The following is an 18,014-nucleotide window of genomic DNA, read 5'->3' on the forward strand; positions in this document are numbered from 1 at the left end:
GCGACGTTCAAGGCTTTGGCCCCGCATCTGACTTCGCACTGGTAGCTCCGGGCTTAAACTGCCCGCGGTATGTGGTGCGAAGGCGCTCCAAAACAACATCTGTCATATCAACAGTTTCTAAGGCAAAGACAAGCATACCGTCATCTTGAACGGCGAGGAAGCAGTCAACGCCTTCACTCTTTGCCACTGACTCGGCTGCCGTGCGCACCTGAGAGATCACACCCTCCGTTAAGAGCTGCTGCTCTTGCGCAGTCTTTTGCTCAACAGCCTTTGAATAGTCAGCTATTTGAGCTTCTTTCCTGCGGAGCTGAAGACCCAGTGAGTCTCTCAATCGAGAGTTTGAACTCCCCACGCTTTCATACTCAAAGACAAGGCGCTGAAGCTCGCTTCTGAGCGTGTCAACATTTGCTCCCCAGGCCATGGTGGTGGTGCGAAATGCCTTCTTCGCATCGAGCGCTCCGTCGTAGCGTTCCAGCACCTTCTGAATGCGCACGATTCCAATCCGTGGTGGGCGAGAAGCTACGGTCAGCACCAATGCTCCAATAGAGAGAGCAAGAGCCAGTAATGAAATGGCGAGCAGTGCAGGATTCGATAGTAGTCGATTCATATGCCGGTAGGAAGAGTCGTAAGGTTGATGTTTTAACGGACTATGACAATCAGGCAGGTGGCACTTTCGCCGCCGGCTTCTGCCATCGCCGTGTATTGACCGGAAGCGAGCTGCTGGCCTCGCATCACTTCGCTGAGTGAGATCACGTGCTTGCCCTCTGCTCCAAGTTCTCGCATCGTGTTTCCGATTGTTCTGCCGTCTGTCGTTACAATCTTCAGGCGGACAGATTCAAACCGGTCGGTGGCCACGAGTTGAAGTGATTGGCCATCTTGTGCAATGGTGAGCTTCGGTTCTGCATGTGATGCTCCGCTTAGCACGCCGCTTCCCTTTGTGAAACGTCGCCCTGCTGCTGCAAATACTTCACCCTGATTGCCCGCGCCGGCCCAGCGCACCGAGACCGAGTCCACCGATTGCGATGACTGCACGCTACGCACGTCCTGCACAAGCCTGCCACGTCCGCTGATACTCGATGAGTGTAACCACCGCGCATTGCCGCTCTTGCTGTCTTGGCTGCCGGCGTCTTCAACGCTGTTGACGTCGCCGGTTAGAACGCTCCAATGGCAGCGAGGGATCGTCAAATTGTTCATCCAAAGTTCTAATCGCCCACGTCTGGCGAATGCCAGGTCAAGCCGGCCATCAAGGTCGAAGTCTGCCACCACAACATCCGGGCAATCGTCGATGTTGCTAAGGCCAACGTCGAACGTAACATCTTGCAACTCAGAGCCGATCAATGAGAACACGCGTAGGTACCTGCAAGTACCTTGGCTACAAACAATGTATTCATCACTCCCATCGTTGTCGAGATCCGCGAGCACTATTGCGCTAAGGGCCTCCTCATAATCCGGCATAGCGCGAATAACCATCTCTGTTTTCTCTCCGGCATCGGAACGCCTTGAGTCGGGTAAGCCCGCAACATTGTTGCTTATCTGGTCTTTGCCTAGTTGACGCCACGCGATTGGAAACGGCGCCGAGGCAACGGAGTCACGCATAAATGAGGATGACGCCAGGCCCGTGCTCATCGCGCTGTCACTGTCAAACAGTACGTTGTGACGATGGCCTCCTGCGGTTGCACCGGCTACGTCGATCACGAGGTCGGCCCTTGAAGAGCGAACCAGTAGCCCTCCGGCTTCGCCACCCGTAGTAATCTTAGACATCGGCGAGATGAATTGCACCACCGGCGTCTCACCCTCACTAAGTGCCAGGCTCTTGATGATTGCTTCATCAAAGAGCGTCTTGGCTTGATATCCATAGAGTCCGGATGATAGGAGCAGCACACAAACAGGCTCATGGCTACCAGCAGTACTACCTGCAAGGACAAGATCCGTGCGGCCATCACCGTTAACATCGAACTGCGACATCGATGAAGGCGCAAGCAAAAGAGGCAGTTGAATATCGCTTCGGCGTGCAACTGTCTCCGAGGCAGTAAAGGCGTTGACCGTGATCTTGTCATCGCCTAAGACGTTCATCGTCAGCAGCTCTTCCTTGCCATCACCGTCGGTGTCAAGGCCAAATGCGTACGGGGCTTCTTCATCATTGCCAGCAAGATCGAGGGCAACAAAGCCCGTTGTTCTGTTAACAAGCAGCACGCCCGCACTGGCGATGTCTACTCGACCATCGCCCCCTACATCAAGGCAAGAAAGGTAGCTGGTCCCGCGCCGGCTACGGTCTTTGAGGTCATCGACAAGTGTATCGCGAACGAATGTTCCTCTCTCTTGGTTTGGGCGCTGAGCTACAATATCTATCCATGGCGTGAAGCCCGTTGATACCCAGGCCCCTGATGACTTTTGTTGAAGTGACGCGTAGCGCCCTTGTCCGCTGGACTCAACGCACTCACTTGGCTCTTCAGCGCCAGAGCACATGAGGCGGACGGAGTCCGAAAGGTCCGTGACCACGATAAAGAGCTGTCCACTTGTGTGAACGAGTCCGCCTTCAATCGCCATCGGGACTGCTTCTCGGCCATCACGCATCTTGGTGATCTTCATGGCCGTAATGAGCGGTTTTTCCAGTCGCGGAGCTAGGAGTCCACCCTCATGTCCAAAGATCTCGAGCTTTCCGCAGGCGCCGGCAGGTCCGGAGAGCCACACCACCACTTCGCTGATGATCGTGCCTGGCGGAAGGCGAAGGCGAAGGCACTGACGTTTGATGTCTTTACTTCTGTAGGAGACCCTACCGGCTGTGCGGTCGTAGGCCCTTATCGTGTCGAGCCGGGCAACATCTGCTCCCATAAGCGCCATGCACTCCTGCCAGCACGTCATTTGACACGCAAGCGCTAGGACGATCAACGCTGCTGCATGCAGCATTCGAGAGTTACCCATACTACCCTCTCAAGATCACATACGACGTCAATGCAATTCACAGCTACTTGGTTAGTAGCTCGCCGCCAAGACATATCCACAGAATCAAGGATACAAGGATCAGAACTTCAGCTGATGGTTTCGGATAGATTCCTAGCGCATGCCACCTCTATGCGCTGCCTTTGATCACTATCAGAACCGAGGTCTATACGCAACAATCCGTATGTATATCTACAGAGCATTGCTCAGCGGCAAGAATAGATGCCGTAGATGAGAAACCCAAATTATTTTTTCATGTGCTCACGTTTAGGTATACGTGATGATCGAGATCTTCGTCCGCCGAAGCCCTTTGGACCACATCAACACGGCAGATGGGGCTCTGTTTTGCTCAGGTTTCGTTGTTCAACTGCCTCAACATGCGGCGGATCCTGTTGGCTGCAACGCCGTTTTGAGGCCGGTGCAGCTCACGGACTGCTTGCGGTTGACCGTGGATAGACACAATTCCTAGCATTTGTGAGTAAATGCCCACGATGTACGCCAACCTATCCCCAATGACGGTAACCGGACGGCAACGATGGGATATCCCTAGCAAGTACGCCCAACAATCCGCAAATGTGTGCTGCAACCCCCGCAAGTGGCATTAAGGTGCACATCGGGACACGGAAGTAGACACTTGCAAGGCTCAACTATCGACTTCGAAGCAGTTTGTGCGCGTGAGATGGGCATGTTGCGACGGAAACGGACTGCTTCGGACCATGAATTGCCCTCAAGAGGACTAAACGCAGACACAAATGTGCTCTTGTTCACCCGATCAACGCACTAATCCGACCATTGCAATGAACTTCCTACGACCTGGGCGGCACCTACAGTCTGTCTTGTAGAGATATTGCGGTGACATGACGGACGTGTACTGAACTGGATGTTCGATGCATTGACAGTTGAGGTGGCCCACATGCGGGAACGACTGCGCAATGCACCTTGGTTTCTGTGACAAAGGCCAACTTGTGTCGTACGGAACTAGTATTGCCGGGGATCAGCACGACGATCCGCCTCTGAGTCGCACTTGGTCGCGAGTAGTCTCTCAAGTCAACCCCCTTTTCGTCACAGGTCGTGACAAGATCATAGCGAGATCATTCGTCGACCGTAGAGAAGGCATGTCAAAGCCAGATGTCAATTCATCGCTCCATAGTGCCAGCGATAGCGCCAGTTGACAACTGCGATGATTTACTATCTAGCTTACTAAGTTGATCGTTACAAGATTTCGTACGACTCCCTACGGGTCCACGACGTTATAGCAAAGCCGCATTGATGATGCGGCTTTTTGCGTTTGGATGGGTGCGTCATCCCGAGCGGAGTCGAGGGGCGTGCGTCACCCCGAGCGGAGTCGAGGGGCGTGCGTCACCCCGAGCGGAGCCTGTCCTGCCGAAGGGAGGGTCGAGGGGCAGCGTATAGTCGGGCTAAAGCCCAGCCAAGCAAGAACTCTCCCCCCATCCCCCTCCCTCACGCTTCGCTAGGGAGGGGGTGCCGGTGCGTGTAACCCCATTGCGTCATTCTGTCATTTCGTCATAGTGTCATTTCTTCCGGTCCCTCGTCGCTCCGCTCCTCGGGATGACGCTGTGTCATCTGGTTTTCAAAGAAAAGTAATGCGAGCACCATCTAGGATTGTGCTCGCATTACTCACTTGGAACTGATTCCAAACGGAGTGCTTGCTTCAACATATCAAGCTCAGTCAGAGGTTTCTGAGTCTTGATTGCCAAAAGGGACCTCCTTCACCTGTACCTGCTCGTCTAGGGGTACTCTTTCGAACACTCCTTTGAACGGCGCAGCAGGCTGCACCAGCCTCCAAATCTCTCGCGATGCAACATGTCCGAACCATCGCTCCACACCGTGTATACCGCTATAGTACGACTGGACAATAGTCTCTAGAGCTAATTCAGATTTCAACTGGTCGTCCATCCAGGTGCGGAAACGACTGTATTCACTCCAACTCTGAAAACCATGTATTGGCTCCCAAGGGCATGTTGGGCCTTGAATCATCCAATCATCTCACTTTGACTCTGTTGCAGTGTTGACGACCCAACTCATGGCTCTTCAATTTATTGACGAACACGGGTTCTGTCTAAAGGAATGGGGCTTTGTCATCACAAGTTCCTACTCCAAACTTTGCTCTTCCAACTTTTGCAACACCACTTTAATCTCGTGTTCTAATCGTTCTTCTCCATAATAGCATGGGTCTTCGTTTCGCCATTCCTCATTTGGCTCGTAAAAATCCAAGTCATATGCAAGACCCGATAACAATTCACAAGAGTTGTCATCATTCCAGACCAACTCTTGAAACTCTTGAATAAGTCTAGTCCTTTCAGAGTTGTGTCCGTTCAGAATGAGTTTCAAGAGGTTGATGGTTTCAACTGAAGTCTTCATAGAGACGCAATTTTGTAAGTACTCCCGCACAAACATCAGATTCTTCTCGGGATCAGTTTTCTACGAACCTCCCAAGGACATCAATGACTCGACAGTGTCTTGATTGTCACAGTGTTGCATCATTCGTTGACGCAGTGAAGCCACAAACTCATCGGAGGCAAGATTCCGACGGACGATTGCCATCCCTTGCACGAACTGGTCTATTACTGACCACTCCATATCCAGGAAATGCTCCTTCTGCTTGCTTGTTCCAATTCTAGCAAACAGTTCTACGTCGCCGTCATACAGTTGGTATATCTGGACTTTTTCCAGTGTTATCATAGTTGCCACGAGACACTGTTTGGAATGTTGACGCCTTTCCTATCAGCAATTGTTCCACCCGCATTGACGATCATATTCCGCGCAACTCTGCCCACCCAAGTACAAAGGAATAGTTCAGCGAGCCCGCAATCTAGCATTGGGCGTAGCAAGTCATCATAATCTTTAGGGTCGATGGTCAGTTACGTACGGAATGAACTGGTCAACGCCGGCGGAATCTCCAAATGCTAACTCCTTGAATTCGTCATTATTCTACGATAGGAATCGGAATCAATGAGTATCAACTAGGCCGGGGTGAAGATCATCAACGATCACTCTTCCAACAACTTCCCACGGCTATGACGATTCAGAACTTTCTGAGCAACAGTACGCACGTACTCTACATGCATAGAATCCGTGTAGCATCGCCTAGCGAACCATACACCATTGTTTGTTGCTTTATACTCGACCATGAGGGCATCCCCAAAGACCGGTACATATATGTACGAGAGCCACAGGCGTCTTTCAACGGAAATGGTGGCGAATATCCGATAATCGTATCGTCCAATATTCTCTAGCGTAATGACTACCAAATCCATACCCCTACGTCGAATGGTATCCCGATGAACGATGATTTCAAACTCCTGAGTCGAATCTCTAACGCGCATTTCAGGGTCTCGGTCATTTAGCACTTCCACCGCAAAGAGGGACAATGTTCTCATAAGTGCCTCTTTGCCGTATGAACTTCGCAAGTGAATGGGATCATCCGAAGCTGACTTTTGCACGAGCATTGTACTGTCGATTCTTCGCGATGATGTGAAAATCTCCCACCGAATTGAAACGGAATCAAGGCCACTTCTCTCACTTTCTCGCAACTCTCTTTCATGCTTGTTCTCACAAGCAATTGAGATGAATGCCAGTAGGGTTAGAATCTGAACAGCCCACCCTGCAAGAAAGTGAGTCATTATGTAGTCCTTGCAGCTATGGATAATCCCTACCTTACAGATCATCATAATCCACGTTGTAATTATAACTGTCGATCATTCCCCACGCCCCACGCAACTGCAATCTAGCATTCGGCTTAGCAAACCAGATTGACAGTATACATTTGTACCATGCTCCGCCCCTTCATCACCACGGCTCTGCTGGTTCTTTCTGTTGTCTCTTTGCGGGCACAGATCGAATATGCTACGTGGGTGTTTGGGGTGAATGCGGCGGTGAGGTTTACGATTCCGGGTGGTGGAATCGATTCGATACCGACGGTGATCGATGGACCGCAGATCGATGTTCGCGAGGGGTCGATGGTCTATTCGTATCCGTGCGATAAGGCCTTATCAGTCTATGCAATGGGTGAGACGGCCTACGACGCTCAGGGGAAGGTGGTCGTAAATGGTACAGTGCTCAGTGGTGGTGCGAGCTCTTCGCAGGGTGGCATCTTCGTCCGTGATCTTCAGAAGCCGTATTCGCTCTACCTATACATCACGCCGGATATGACGGATATCAGCGCAACACAATCGCCCTACTACACTCGGAACAAGATGGAGAGAAGGGGCGATGGATTGTGGGAGATGGTGGAACGTGATGTGGTGTTGGAGTCTCGACCGGGCTCAGAGCGGATCTCAGCAACACATGATGCAGCAGGAACGGGCTATTGGGTTCTCACGCAGTACACGGATACGGCAAGCGCGACGATAGAGTTTGTTGCCTACCATCACACTCCCACAGGGATCGATGCAACACCCGTGCGGTCTCGCATTTCCGGAGTCCCTATTCCGCACCAAGCAGGGATGTTGAAGTTCTCCGCTGATGGCACGAAGCTGGCAATGACGAATGTGAGTGATCTGGTGGTTGCGGTGTACGACTTCAACACGTCAACAGGTGTCGTGAGTGGTCGACGTTCCATCACGCTCGATAAACCGCGACGTATTGCGAACATGTCGGTGTGTTACGGTCTGTCATTCTCGCTCTCGGGATCGATCACCTACGTGTCCATGCGAGCAACGGCTACCGACGGCACGCCAACGCGGTCCTATGTCTTTCGTTTTGCAACACCGCCTTCTCCCGGGAACGTAACCATCACACCGGAGATCGTGTGTTATACGCCCCTTCACAATACGTATCCATCGGCGTTGCAACTGGCTCCGAATGGACGGATCTACTTCACGAACAACAGAACATTGGGAGAGATCACTGACCCTGAAACACCGATCGGCTCAACGGTACCGGTTGTGCTGGATAAGGTGTCGTTTAGAACAGGGAACAGGTCTCTGCTCGGACTCCCTACGTGTATGGAGAGTACGTACCTGCGTCCGACGCCGACGTTGGTGTGCGACGTACCACAAGGCACCGTCACAGCACCAAGCGGATGTGTAGGCACGTGCATCACCATCACCCACGCCGTACTCAACGCTCCTGATACATGGCTCTGGCAGTTCCCGGGCGGCCTACCGTCAACGTGGTCAGGACCAACACCTCCACCTGTCTGCTACAACACTGCCGGACGCTACCCTGTGATCCTTACGGCTACCAACGAAGCCGGGACGAGTGAGATACGCGACACAGCCGACATCATGATCAATCCTGGTGTAGATGCAGGAGCAGATATCATGGCCTGTATGGGCGGACCTGTTACGCTGCGAGCACAAGCCGGAGGAAGTGTTGAGTGGACAGACCTTTCAACCAACACTGTCCTCCCGGGAGAACAGCCCGTTGTTCGTTGTGATGTTCCAACGATGTTTCGCGCGGTTACATGGCAGCCCTGTTATGCAGCTGATACAGTACTCGTGAACATCTCACCGGATGTTGAGATCGTACGCTCTGATACAAGTGTATGCAGAGGCGGCAGTGTTGACCTCGTTCTCTACCCCGGAACACGAATTGAATGGGAGCAAGGGGCTGATCCAATAGCACGTATCGATGACAGCACGTATCGCTTCTCGCCGCGTGAGACGTTTGTGTATGATGGACTCGTTCGTTGGGCTGATACGTGTACGCAGCGACTGCTTCTTACCGTACTGGTGATCGATAAGCGTCAGATCGAAGTGCGCGTAGCACCGGCAGCCGGCGGAGTTGGAGACACCATCAGCGTTGACGTGCGCGTGCGCACAACGTCCATTGGTGGTAGTGTGCGTGTGCAGATGGAGCCCCTTGACGGAATAGAATGGCAGGACCCGTGGGACAGCAGCTATGTTGTTATGCTGGACTCATCCGAAACGAATTTCACGTCGCGCGTAGTTGCCTACGTGAACGGCAGCAGAACACGTTTGATCACAACGATCGCCGAGGTAAGTGATACGTGTTCTACGGTCACGTACGAGCCCGGACTCCTCACTGTTGAACAATGTGCGCTTGAATTCCGTCAGGTGCGGTTCACAAAGCCCCTTACCATCACTTCAACAGACGGAGTAGTTGTTGTTGACGGTCAGGACCGGATAGACGTAGCCTTCTACGACGTGCTTGGGCGGTGCTTGGAACGCCATACCGGCGTGCACCACCTTGATCTCACGATCTCTGAGCGCCAACATTTCCCGATCTTTGTTGTGGCCACACAGGGCGCGCAGCACATCATCCATTGTATTCGCTAACGGAACAGGTTCTATGTATCGGTATGTAAAGGGGCTTCCTATTGCCCTCGTCGTTGTGGCACTGATTGCCGGCTGCTCATCGTCGGAGCCAACATCTCCACCCGTTGATACCTCACTTGAGATCAAGGGCAGTGTAACACGCCAGCGAGCAGAGGATGTTGGCAATGTTGAAGTGTGGTTAGACTCTTCGTTGTCGATCACGATCAAGCCCGACGCTACATATTCGTTTGCCAATGTTGCCGCCGGAACACACCACGTAGAAGTGCGTGCCGGATTCCCGATCGACGTGGAACCGTCGATGCGCAGCGTTGTTGTTGGTACGAGTGATGTTAGCAATGTTGACTTCGTGGTTGCGCTCAAGGCAAGTGCGATGGACACACTCATTACCGCTACAACTGTTCCGGGGACGTTCCAGATGGGATGCGACTCATCGGATCTGTTTGCGGATATCTACTGGGCAACGCCAAAGCACACCGTAACGATCACGAAGTCGCTCGAAGTAGCCATCTACGAAACCACCCAACGTCAGTGGATGCGGGTGATGAAGCAGAATCCAAGTCTTGTTGTTGGCGACGACCTGCCCGTAACCAACCTCACCTACGACTCTGTGATCGCCTTCTGTAATCGCATGTCAGAAGTGCACGGATTCGTACCAGTCTATACCGGCAGTGGTGCAAGCGTTCAGATCAGTCCAACCGCAAACGGATACAGACTCCCCACCGAAGCCGAATGGGAGTATGTTGCTTCGGCCGGCAGCACAACAGCATTCAGCGGCCTTCCCGATACCGTTGTTGGCAGGCCCATTGAGCGGATCTTTGACGATGTAAATGAGATAGCCTGGTGGGGCAACAACCTTGGCGGCGTGAACACCGGCAAACCACAACCCGTTGGGTCGCGCAGGCAGAATGCCTGGGGATTGTACGACGTGCACGGAAACGTTGCAGAGATCGTAGAAGGTGCGCGCACCAAATACACCAAGACCCCAACCACGGATCCACTCGTTCTGCCCTATAAGGACGGACCGGTCATCCGCGGCGGTTCCTGCATGGAAGTGCAAGGGGCTCCATGGCTCATCACGCTTCGCGGACGTCGCACCATCCGATTTAACGACGCCTACCCATTCGTTGGGTTCAGAGTAGTGCGGACGAGGTAGCGGGTTAGAGGGTTAGAGTGTTAGAGTGCTAGAGTGCTAGAGTGCTAGAGTGTTAGAGGGCTTGAATTCCATGTGTCTTGCCCGGCTACAATCAACCAACACCGTCTAAGTATCGGATTATAAGTCACGAGCCCAACGCTTCGAAATATTCATCTAGGTTCGTCAAGGCTATCGTGAAGCCTTCTTTGAATCCGAGTTCTATGAACTTCAGCATTTGTTCAGCAGACTCATAGGAGATAACAATGTTGACCATGGTCTGATCTCCGTTCGAATCAAACGAGACATTCCATGTGGATCGACCGAAGTCACGAATGATGTTGTCACCGCTTTCGTCGCAGAATGCATCAACTGCGACATATGCGGTTTCTGGTGTGACGTTGGAGTAGTCAGCCCGACACCAATGCGTATCTCCTTCCGGACCAGTCATTGCGTAGAGCCAGAAGCCCCCTGACCGAAAGTCCATTTCCTTGGACTTGGTCTGATACGGACGTGGCGCCCACCATTGATCGAGCAATTCAGCAGTGGTCCATGCCTTCCATACAAGTTGGGAAGGGGCGTTGAATTGACGCTGAACACGGACGGTAGCTGAATCACTGTCCACGGTGAAATCGAAAAACATTGCAGAATTCATCATCGTCCTTTCTTGAGTGTTGTAAGTACATCATCGAGTTGACTGAACCGATTTTCCCAGAGCTTCCTGAATTGCTCCAGCCATTTATCGACCTTCTTAAGATTCCGAACTTGAAGGGTGTAATGCACCTCACGTCCGCTCTGCACAGCACGCACGAGCTCACATTCTGTGAGAACGCGCAGATGCTTGGACACTGCCTGTCGCGACGTTTCGAAGTGTTCCGCCAACGCATTGGGCGTCATAGAATGCATAGCCAAGAGAACAAGAATCGCCCTCCGTGTTGGATCTGCTATCGCTTGGAATGGATCGCGTCGCATATCATCCTTATGAAACCATTTGGTTGCGAATATAACACGCAACCATTCATTTGCAAATGAATTACCCCCATGACTTCGTCATGGGCTAGCGTACTTTCGCCCCTTCGGGGCTATTCGCTATTCGCTATTCGCTATTCACTGGTGTTTCCACCACCAACGTCACCGTCCTGTTATAGAACCTGCCTTCGGGGAGGTCGTTGGTGTGGACGGGGGCTGTTTCGCCGATGGCTGTGACGTTCACATTGTTGCTGTTGAGGGCTTTGGCAACGGACGTAGCTCTGCGCTTTGAGAGATCCATGTTGAACTGGGCATCGCCCATTCTGTCGGTGCTGCCAACCACGTTGATCGTACTGGCAATGGTCACCTTTTGTCTGATGCGTTCGATGAGACGTGCATTTGCCCCTTGCACCTTATCATCGCTGAAGTCAAAGCCGATGATGGCGTAACGGTCGATCTCCTTGTCCTTGATGCGCTCGGCTCGTTTCTTGCTGATGGTGCGCTGGTCAACAGCGATCTTCTTCTCGTCACTCTGCGCATTGGTGCCTTCGACGTCTCGGGCAACCATGCGATAGACAACAACATCGCCCGACCTTGGAATGTGGGCCTGATCGTCTTGGAGATTCCAGTCAACGACTGTAGGGGGCTGACCATTTCCGTCAAGCTGCTTGATCTGCTTGCCTCCCTGTGATGCCATAATGGTCCAACTTGCCATTCCGCGTTCTGCTACAGCTGTTGGCTGGAATCGCAATGCCGGAGGTGTTACGGTTCGCACGGTGTCCGTGGTCCACACTGGATCAAGGATGCGCGGATCAGATGACTCGATCTCTACGCGACGGTTCTCTTCAACGCCATCTGTCTCACGAACATTCGATGCCACTGCGGGTAGTCCGCGTTTCGCGAGTACGATGCGCGAAGCATCAATGCTCCATGTGTTGACGAGGTAATTGCGCACGGCTGTAGCTCTGTCCTGTGCGAGTGGACCATCCACTTCTTCGTTCGTATCCTCACTGATACATCCAGTGAGTGTGATCGTTGACTGAGGATACTCACGCATACGAGATCCGAGGATGTCGAGCAATTGATAGTAGGTATCAAGCATCGACATCTGGTGTAATCCGTTTTCCGTGAAGGTGCCAATTGTGGCCGGTATGCGCTGCGTATATCGTGCAGGTATTTCGGATGAACCGGCATCGAAGAACACATAGGGCAAGAGTGGCTTACAGCTTGATCCAAGAAACTCTTCAATACGGATCACAACGGATGGTACTTCGCGCCCGTCAGCTTCGAGTCCAACAGCATTCACGCTTGCACGTATTGAACCGGGAACGGTAGCAGCGCCGCGTCCGACACTGTCATCAACGAATGCGTACAAGAGTGTTACACCTGCACGAAGGGGGCTAACTGACCACGGAACGGCTGAAGTGATGTCTGATAATCCATACGAGAACAAGACCTCAGGACTCAACGTCCACTGCTCTTTCTCATCAAGCGGAATATCAAACGATGCACCCAACGTGATCATCGGCACCAAACTCGCGAGCTCGGGGATGTCGGCCGTTGCAACAAGACGTTCGCGTCCGCCATTCTCAAATGTTCCAACTGTTGGCTCGATCAATTCTTCCTTCTGTGTCACCTCGCCACGAAGCATGTAGGCAAGGGTTGGTCCAAGCATGAGCTTAAATCTGCTCGAGACGTTTAATCCTACCAAGAGGTCAAGTCGCAACGATGGCAGAGATGTTTCCATCGTATGTCGGATCGTGCCCGGCACGGCCTCACCATTGAGATTCACCGTGCGTGCTTCATCGGTGGTGAGTGTGCCGTCCAAGGTCATGTAGCCCAAACGCACATCACCAAACCAGCTTGAGCTGAATGGAACCCTGGCCATGAGACCAAGATCCCAGCCAAATCCGCCCCCTCCATCAAAGCCCGGACTGCAACACGGGATCGTGGGCAGGGCATCGAAGGTTGCAGAGTGGAAGTTGTATCCGGCGTGACCGAAGAGTCCGATCTTCACATCATCATTGCCACGTGCAATGACGATACCATGCATCACAAAAAGGACGGTAAGGGGCGTTAGGAGGCGCTTCATCGGATCACCTCCATGAGTACTACGCTACGGTTCAACGTCGACTCCAGCACTACCACGTATCTTCCGGATGGTAGATCTCCAACATCGATGGGTATGTCCTTCATCGTATTGCCAGCGACAACCCCACTTGCTCTCACTCCTCCAACGGTCTTACCGAGAACATCCTCGATGCGAAGCATCCACGATGTTTCCTTGTCGGCATTGATCCGCACCGTTGTTGATCCCTGCACAGGGTTGGGCATTACACCAATGATGTTGGCTGCTGGGTTGGGAGAGAGGAACCGTCGCGCAATGCCCCCTGCTCGACAGATCTCATCGAGAGCAAAGACCGCAGCTGCCCCATTCCCACTGATACTACAACCATTCGATCCAAGGGCACTCACGATCTCGATGATGGTAGAATCGTGTTCGCCAAGGGTTGAAATGAATTGCAACTGAGCGCGATAGGTGGAGTCGGTCTTCACAAGAGGCACAGTCACGATCCGTGTACCACTGCCATCAGTATTCCCCCGAGACGCATCATTGGCCGGGGCAAGAATCGTTGACGTCCGCAGGACAACTGTGGCGGTAGCATTGGTACCGATGCATGATGGCGTGCCTTGTTGTTCTCGCACACTCACGTCTACATCTATACGCTCTCCATCTCGTGCGATCTGCTTCGACACCACAACTTGGGCTTGTTCCGTACCAACAACGGTATCCACCGTGACGACGATCGGAACCACAGCACATCCGAAACCATCCGTTCCTGTGATCGTTCGTTGTTGTGCGCCGCGCAGCGTACGAGTTCGTAACGCAGACCCATCGTCCCATTGGAATGTGATCAATTCATTTGGCACCTGCGCTACTACTGAGTCGCATGGACAGATGGTGGTGTCCGTAAATCCAACGCTTGTTACTAAGGGGCTTCTTACAAACACTGTGACGTTGGTGGTATCCCTACATCCATTTGCATCCGTACCGATCACCGTGTACGTTACATCCGACATTGGCATTGCGTTCACTGTTGGTCCAACACCAGAGAGCAATCCGGAGCCCGACCATTGATACGATACACCACCGCTCGCTCTCAGCGTAGCCGTTGTACCCGCGCAGATGGTTGTGTCAGCAGACACTGTGACGCTAGGCAATGGCAGTTCATTCACTGTTACGGAGTCTGTAGTGATGCAGCCATTGGCATCAGTATGGATCACCCGATAGCCCCCTGCCTGAGTGGCAATAAGAATACTATCCGTTGATCCATCACTCCACAGGAAGGTACCAGACGTTAGTCCCGAGCTGAGACGAAGCGAAGAACCGCTGCACACATTCAACGATCCATTCGGCGAAAGTCGAGGTGCTGTAGTGGGGTTGATAGTAACCGTTACCGTGCGGCTATCCACACACGTATTCGGTCCGGTAACAGTGATCGTATAGGTTGTTGTCACTGCCGGACGTGCCACCGTTGTTGCATTGGTTGTTGTGCTTAATCCGGTTGGTGGAGACCACACAACGGTGCTACCAATCGGCACAACTGCGTTGAGTGTTGCAGAGGTATTTGGACAGATCGATGTATCGGCAAGCCCCGTGATCGTTGGAAGCGGAAGAGCAGTGATCGTTACGTCTTGCCCCACCATACATCCTCTGTCGTCTGAAGCGAGGACGGAATATGTCTGTGTCTGCCCGATCGTCACCGTCGGATTTGCGATCGTAGGATCAGACAGTCCGGTAGGGGGCGACCACTGATACGTATACCCGGCGCGCGGTGCAAGTCCCAGCGCGATCTGCGTGCCTACACATACAGCTGTATCCGTACGTGTAAAGCGAGGGATGAAGATGTCCTGCGGGAAGTTCGCCAGACCATACTGATTGGTGGTTCCTGCTGCGAGTGTCAGTGCGTTTGAGACAAAGGTGCATCCTACGCCAACAACGTTTGGGAGACTGACTGCTGAGAGGAAGGGTTGGAAGTTCATACAGATATACATCTTCCCGTCCGGTGCTATCTGCATATGTCCCGGCGTCACATTCTGATTCACCGTCCCAACGGTCACCTTCGTTGCCGGAATGTTCGCCTGCGAAAGATCGAACTGGAAGATGCTACTGCGGGTAGTTCCAAGCGATGCCCATCCATTGTTTGTGTATAAGAGTCGGCTGTCCGGTGAGAAGCAACAGCCGTACTGCATCGTTCCCAGGTCGAACGTGATGCCAATTGTTGCTTGGCCTGTTGCATTGTTGAACCGATAGAACTCCGTGCCGAGGTTCTCATTCACCGCAGCAAGGTATCTCCCGTCGGGAGAGACCTTCATTTCCCCTCGCACCTGATTGATGGCTGTGATCGGAAGAAGTCCGGGAGATGATACGGCACCGGCAAGTGACAGCCCCGTGGGCAGTACCGGTATTGCACGGATCGTGCCATCACGTTTCTTAAAGAGTACCCAATAGTCTCTTCCGTTGCATTGCCGCACAGCCGTGAGCTTTTCTGTGACCTGTACGTCGAGGTCCTGCGTTGCACCGATCGTCAGTGACCCATCAGGATTCACTTGAACCGGTCTGGCAACGCAGCGTTTCTGCGGTCCGGACTCATCCTCAACAGCGAAGATGATGAACCTATCTGTTGTATTTGGCACGCGAACAATGATCGCCCCCTGCGTAGAAGAAGGGTTGCGTATCGAAGCATCGGTGGAGACCAGTACTCCATTGCGATCGAAGACGCGTGGTCCATCGGTAAAGAATAGCAGCGCCCCCGTAACCGAGTCACAGACAGACGCCGAACCTTCCGGTGCTGTGAAATTCGGCTGTGTACCAACTAACGGCGGAACCGTGCGGAAGTCAACCTGCACCTTGTTCCCGAAGATCCACAATGATGATGTGAGATCCTGCCCCAAGACCGGTGTGATCATCATGACGATCACTACCGCGAATTGAACGATACCCCTACCCATACACCCTCCTATGAGTTAGCCCGTATCAAGGATGCCAACATAGGTAAAAATGCTGAGCTACCCCCATGCGCCTACCCCCATGCGCCCTTACCCCCATGACTTCGTCTGGGCTAGCATACTTTCGCCCTTACCCCCATGACTTCGTCATGGGCTAGCATACTTACGCCCCTTCGGGGCTATTCGCTATTCACTATTCGCTATTCGCTATTCGCTATTCGCTATTCACTATTCGCTATTCGCTATTCCCTATTCGCTATTTTCCCCAATGCGCTGGCTCCTACTCCTCGTCCCCGCGGCGATCGGCGTTACGGTGTTCGCACCGGACAGCCCCTTGCTCGTTTTTGTCACCTGCGTGCTTGCCCTTATTCCGCTGGCCGCGCTTCTTGGTGAGGCAACCGAGCATGTTGCCGCCCATGTTGGGTCCTCGATAGGGGGCTTGTTGAATGCTACGTTTGGCAATCTTGCTGAGCTCATCATTCTCACAGCGATGTTGTCGCGTGGATTACACGAGATCGTTCTAGCCGGTATTCTGGGTGCGATCTTGGTGAATGCAATGTTTGCGAGCGGACTTTCGATGTTCGTTGGCGGACTCCGCGATCACGTGCAGGAATACAACAGAGAGAGCGCCAGAGACATGGCTACGCTGTTGGCCCTCGCAGTCTTTGGTCTTGCTGTGATCTCCGTTGTGGATATGCGGCAAGCCGAAAGTGCAACATCGGGACAACACGGCGCTCATGGCACGCCGATCATTGCCGGGATGCTCTTCTTTGGGTATCTGCTGTACTTGTTCTACAGCATGTACACACACAAAGACCTCTTTCAAAGCAGACGTGAGTCCCACGAAGAAGATACGTGGTCATTGAAGAAGGGGCTCCTTGTATTGCTTGGTGTGACCGTCTTTGTGGTGTGGCTTAGCGAGACTCTCTCGGGTGCGGTTGAAGCCGTTGTTGCTACTGCCGGACTAAGCGAGGTGTTCGTTGGTGCGGTTGTGATCGCTGTGATCGGCGGCGCTGCAGAGATGGCTTCCGCTGTGCGAGCTGCGGGGAAAGACAGGCTTGATCTTGCGTTGTCGATCTCTATGGGCGGAAGCGTACAGATCGCATTGTTCGTTGCCCCGGCACTTGTTCTCGTAAGCTATCTCGTGGGTACCAAGCCTCTTCACCTTGTCTTCAAACCACAAGCAGTTATCCTCTTGTTCTTTTCTGTGATCATCATGGCCCAACTGTCATCGGACGGGCGTTCTACGTGGTTCAAGGGTGCTCTGTTGCTCATCGTCTACCTCATCCTCGCCACGGCGATCTATTTGGTACCGTGATCATGAAGTACTTCGCTCTTCTTCTCGTATCCCTCGCCGTGGTGGTGAGTTTCAACACTCAGCCCCTTCTTGGACAAGACGAAAAGGCGATGCGAAAGAAGTGCGCGGTCTCGGTTACGTGGACATGGCGCGGAGAAGATGCTACCACCGTGGTTACCGTCAAGAATGCCACAAAGAAGACGTTGGTTGACCCCGTGGTTCGTGTGCGGTTCTACAACAAAGAAGGCGCTGAGGTCAGCACCGATGCCAAGGGGCTATGCAGCCCGCATCAAGCCAGGTGCGTCCAAGCGGTTGGAAGCACGGTTTTGGTCGAGCGTAGATACAACTGCCGTGACTGCCAAGGGCGAAGTCGAGTACTGTGTGTTTGAATAGCAGCACCTGGAAA

Annotated in this window: 11 protein-coding genes; 4 read left to right on the forward strand and 7 right to left on the reverse strand. The window is 52.9% G+C overall.

What is annotated here, in order from left to right:
- Positions 1 to 7: 7 nt before the first annotated feature.
- The 3 genes from IPI29_09910 to IPI29_09920 all read right to left on the reverse strand — a co-directional run bounded on the left by IPI29_09910 (position 8) and on the right by IPI29_09920 (position 5,322).
- Positions 8 to 607: an OmpH family outer membrane protein gene (locus IPI29_09910; protein MBK7412854.1), complete on the reverse strand. Its 600-nt coding sequence runs from the start codon at positions 605 to 607 to the stop codon at positions 8 to 10.
- Between the two features lie 32 nt (positions 608 to 639).
- Positions 640 to 2,907 carry a VCBS repeat-containing protein gene (locus tag IPI29_09915; protein MBK7412855.1) on the reverse strand — a complete coding sequence of 756 codons (2,268 nt, stop codon included), beginning with the start codon at positions 2,905 to 2,907 and terminating at the stop codon, positions 640 to 642.
- 2,145 nt (positions 2,908 to 5,052) lie between these two features.
- Positions 5,053 to 5,322: a hypothetical protein gene (locus IPI29_09920; protein ID MBK7412856.1), complete on the reverse strand. Its 270-nt coding sequence runs from the start codon at positions 5,320 to 5,322 to the stop codon at positions 5,053 to 5,055.
- 1,412 nt (positions 5,323 to 6,734) lie between these two features.
- Here IPI29_09920 and IPI29_09925 point away from each other — a divergent pair.
- Together IPI29_09925 and IPI29_09930 are read left to right on the forward strand one after the other, a co-directional pair.
- A complete protein-coding gene (locus IPI29_09925; GenBank protein ID MBK7412857.1) occupies positions 6,735 to 9,203 on the forward strand; it encodes a PKD domain-containing protein in 2,469 nt (822 codons plus the stop codon).
- A 13-nt stretch (positions 9,204 to 9,216) separates the two neighbouring features.
- Positions 9,217 to 10,356, forward strand: a complete 1,140-nt coding sequence (locus IPI29_09930; protein ID MBK7412858.1) for an SUMF1/EgtB/PvdO family nonheme iron enzyme — start codon at positions 9,217 to 9,219, stop codon at positions 10,354 to 10,356.
- 124 nt (positions 10,357 to 10,480) lie between these two features.
- Here the strand turns inward: IPI29_09930 and IPI29_09935 are convergent, their stop codons facing one another.
- The 4 genes from IPI29_09935 to IPI29_09950 form a co-directional block, all read right to left on the reverse strand.
- Positions 10,481 to 10,987 carry an SRPBCC domain-containing protein gene (locus IPI29_09935; GenBank protein MBK7412859.1) on the reverse strand — a complete coding sequence of 169 codons (507 nt, stop codon included), beginning with the start codon at positions 10,985 to 10,987 and terminating at the stop codon, positions 10,481 to 10,483.
- Positions 10,987 to 11,304 (reverse strand): winged helix-turn-helix transcriptional regulator, encoded by a 318-nt coding sequence (locus IPI29_09940; GenBank protein ID MBK7412860.1) that lies wholly within the window; start codon positions 11,302 to 11,304, stop codon positions 10,987 to 10,989. Before IPI29_09940 ends, IPI29_09935 begins: the two co-directional genes overlap by 1 nt.
- A gap of 124 nt (positions 11,305 to 11,428) precedes the next feature.
- A complete protein-coding gene (locus IPI29_09945; GenBank protein MBK7412861.1) occupies positions 11,429 to 13,393 on the reverse strand; it encodes an OmpA family protein in 1,965 nt (654 codons plus the stop codon).
- Positions 13,390 to 16,314 (reverse strand): hypothetical protein, encoded by a 2,925-nt coding sequence (locus IPI29_09950; protein ID MBK7412862.1) that lies wholly within the window; start codon positions 16,312 to 16,314, stop codon positions 13,390 to 13,392. The genes IPI29_09945 and IPI29_09950 overlap by 4 nt, the downstream gene beginning before the upstream one ends.
- Before the next feature lie 265 nt (positions 16,315 to 16,579).
- On the opposite strand from IPI29_09950, the gene cax reads away from it, so the two are divergent.
- The gene (cax, locus tag IPI29_09955) at positions 16,580 to 17,629 is read left to right on the forward strand and encodes a calcium/proton exchanger (GenBank protein MBK7412863.1); all 1,050 of its coding nucleotides are present in this window, start codon (positions 16,580 to 16,582) and stop codon (positions 17,627 to 17,629) included.
- Between the two features lie 2 nt (positions 17,630 to 17,631).
- Positions 17,632 to 17,997, forward strand: coding sequence for a hypothetical protein (locus IPI29_09960; protein ID MBK7412864.1), 366 nt, complete (start codon positions 17,632 to 17,634; stop codon positions 17,995 to 17,997).
- The last annotated feature ends 17 nt before the right edge of the window (positions 17,998 to 18,014 follow it).

This window comes from Ignavibacteria bacterium (assembly GCA_016707005.1).
Lineage (GTDB): Bacteria > Bacteroidota > Ignavibacteria > Kapaibacteriales > Kapaibacteriaceae > UBA10438.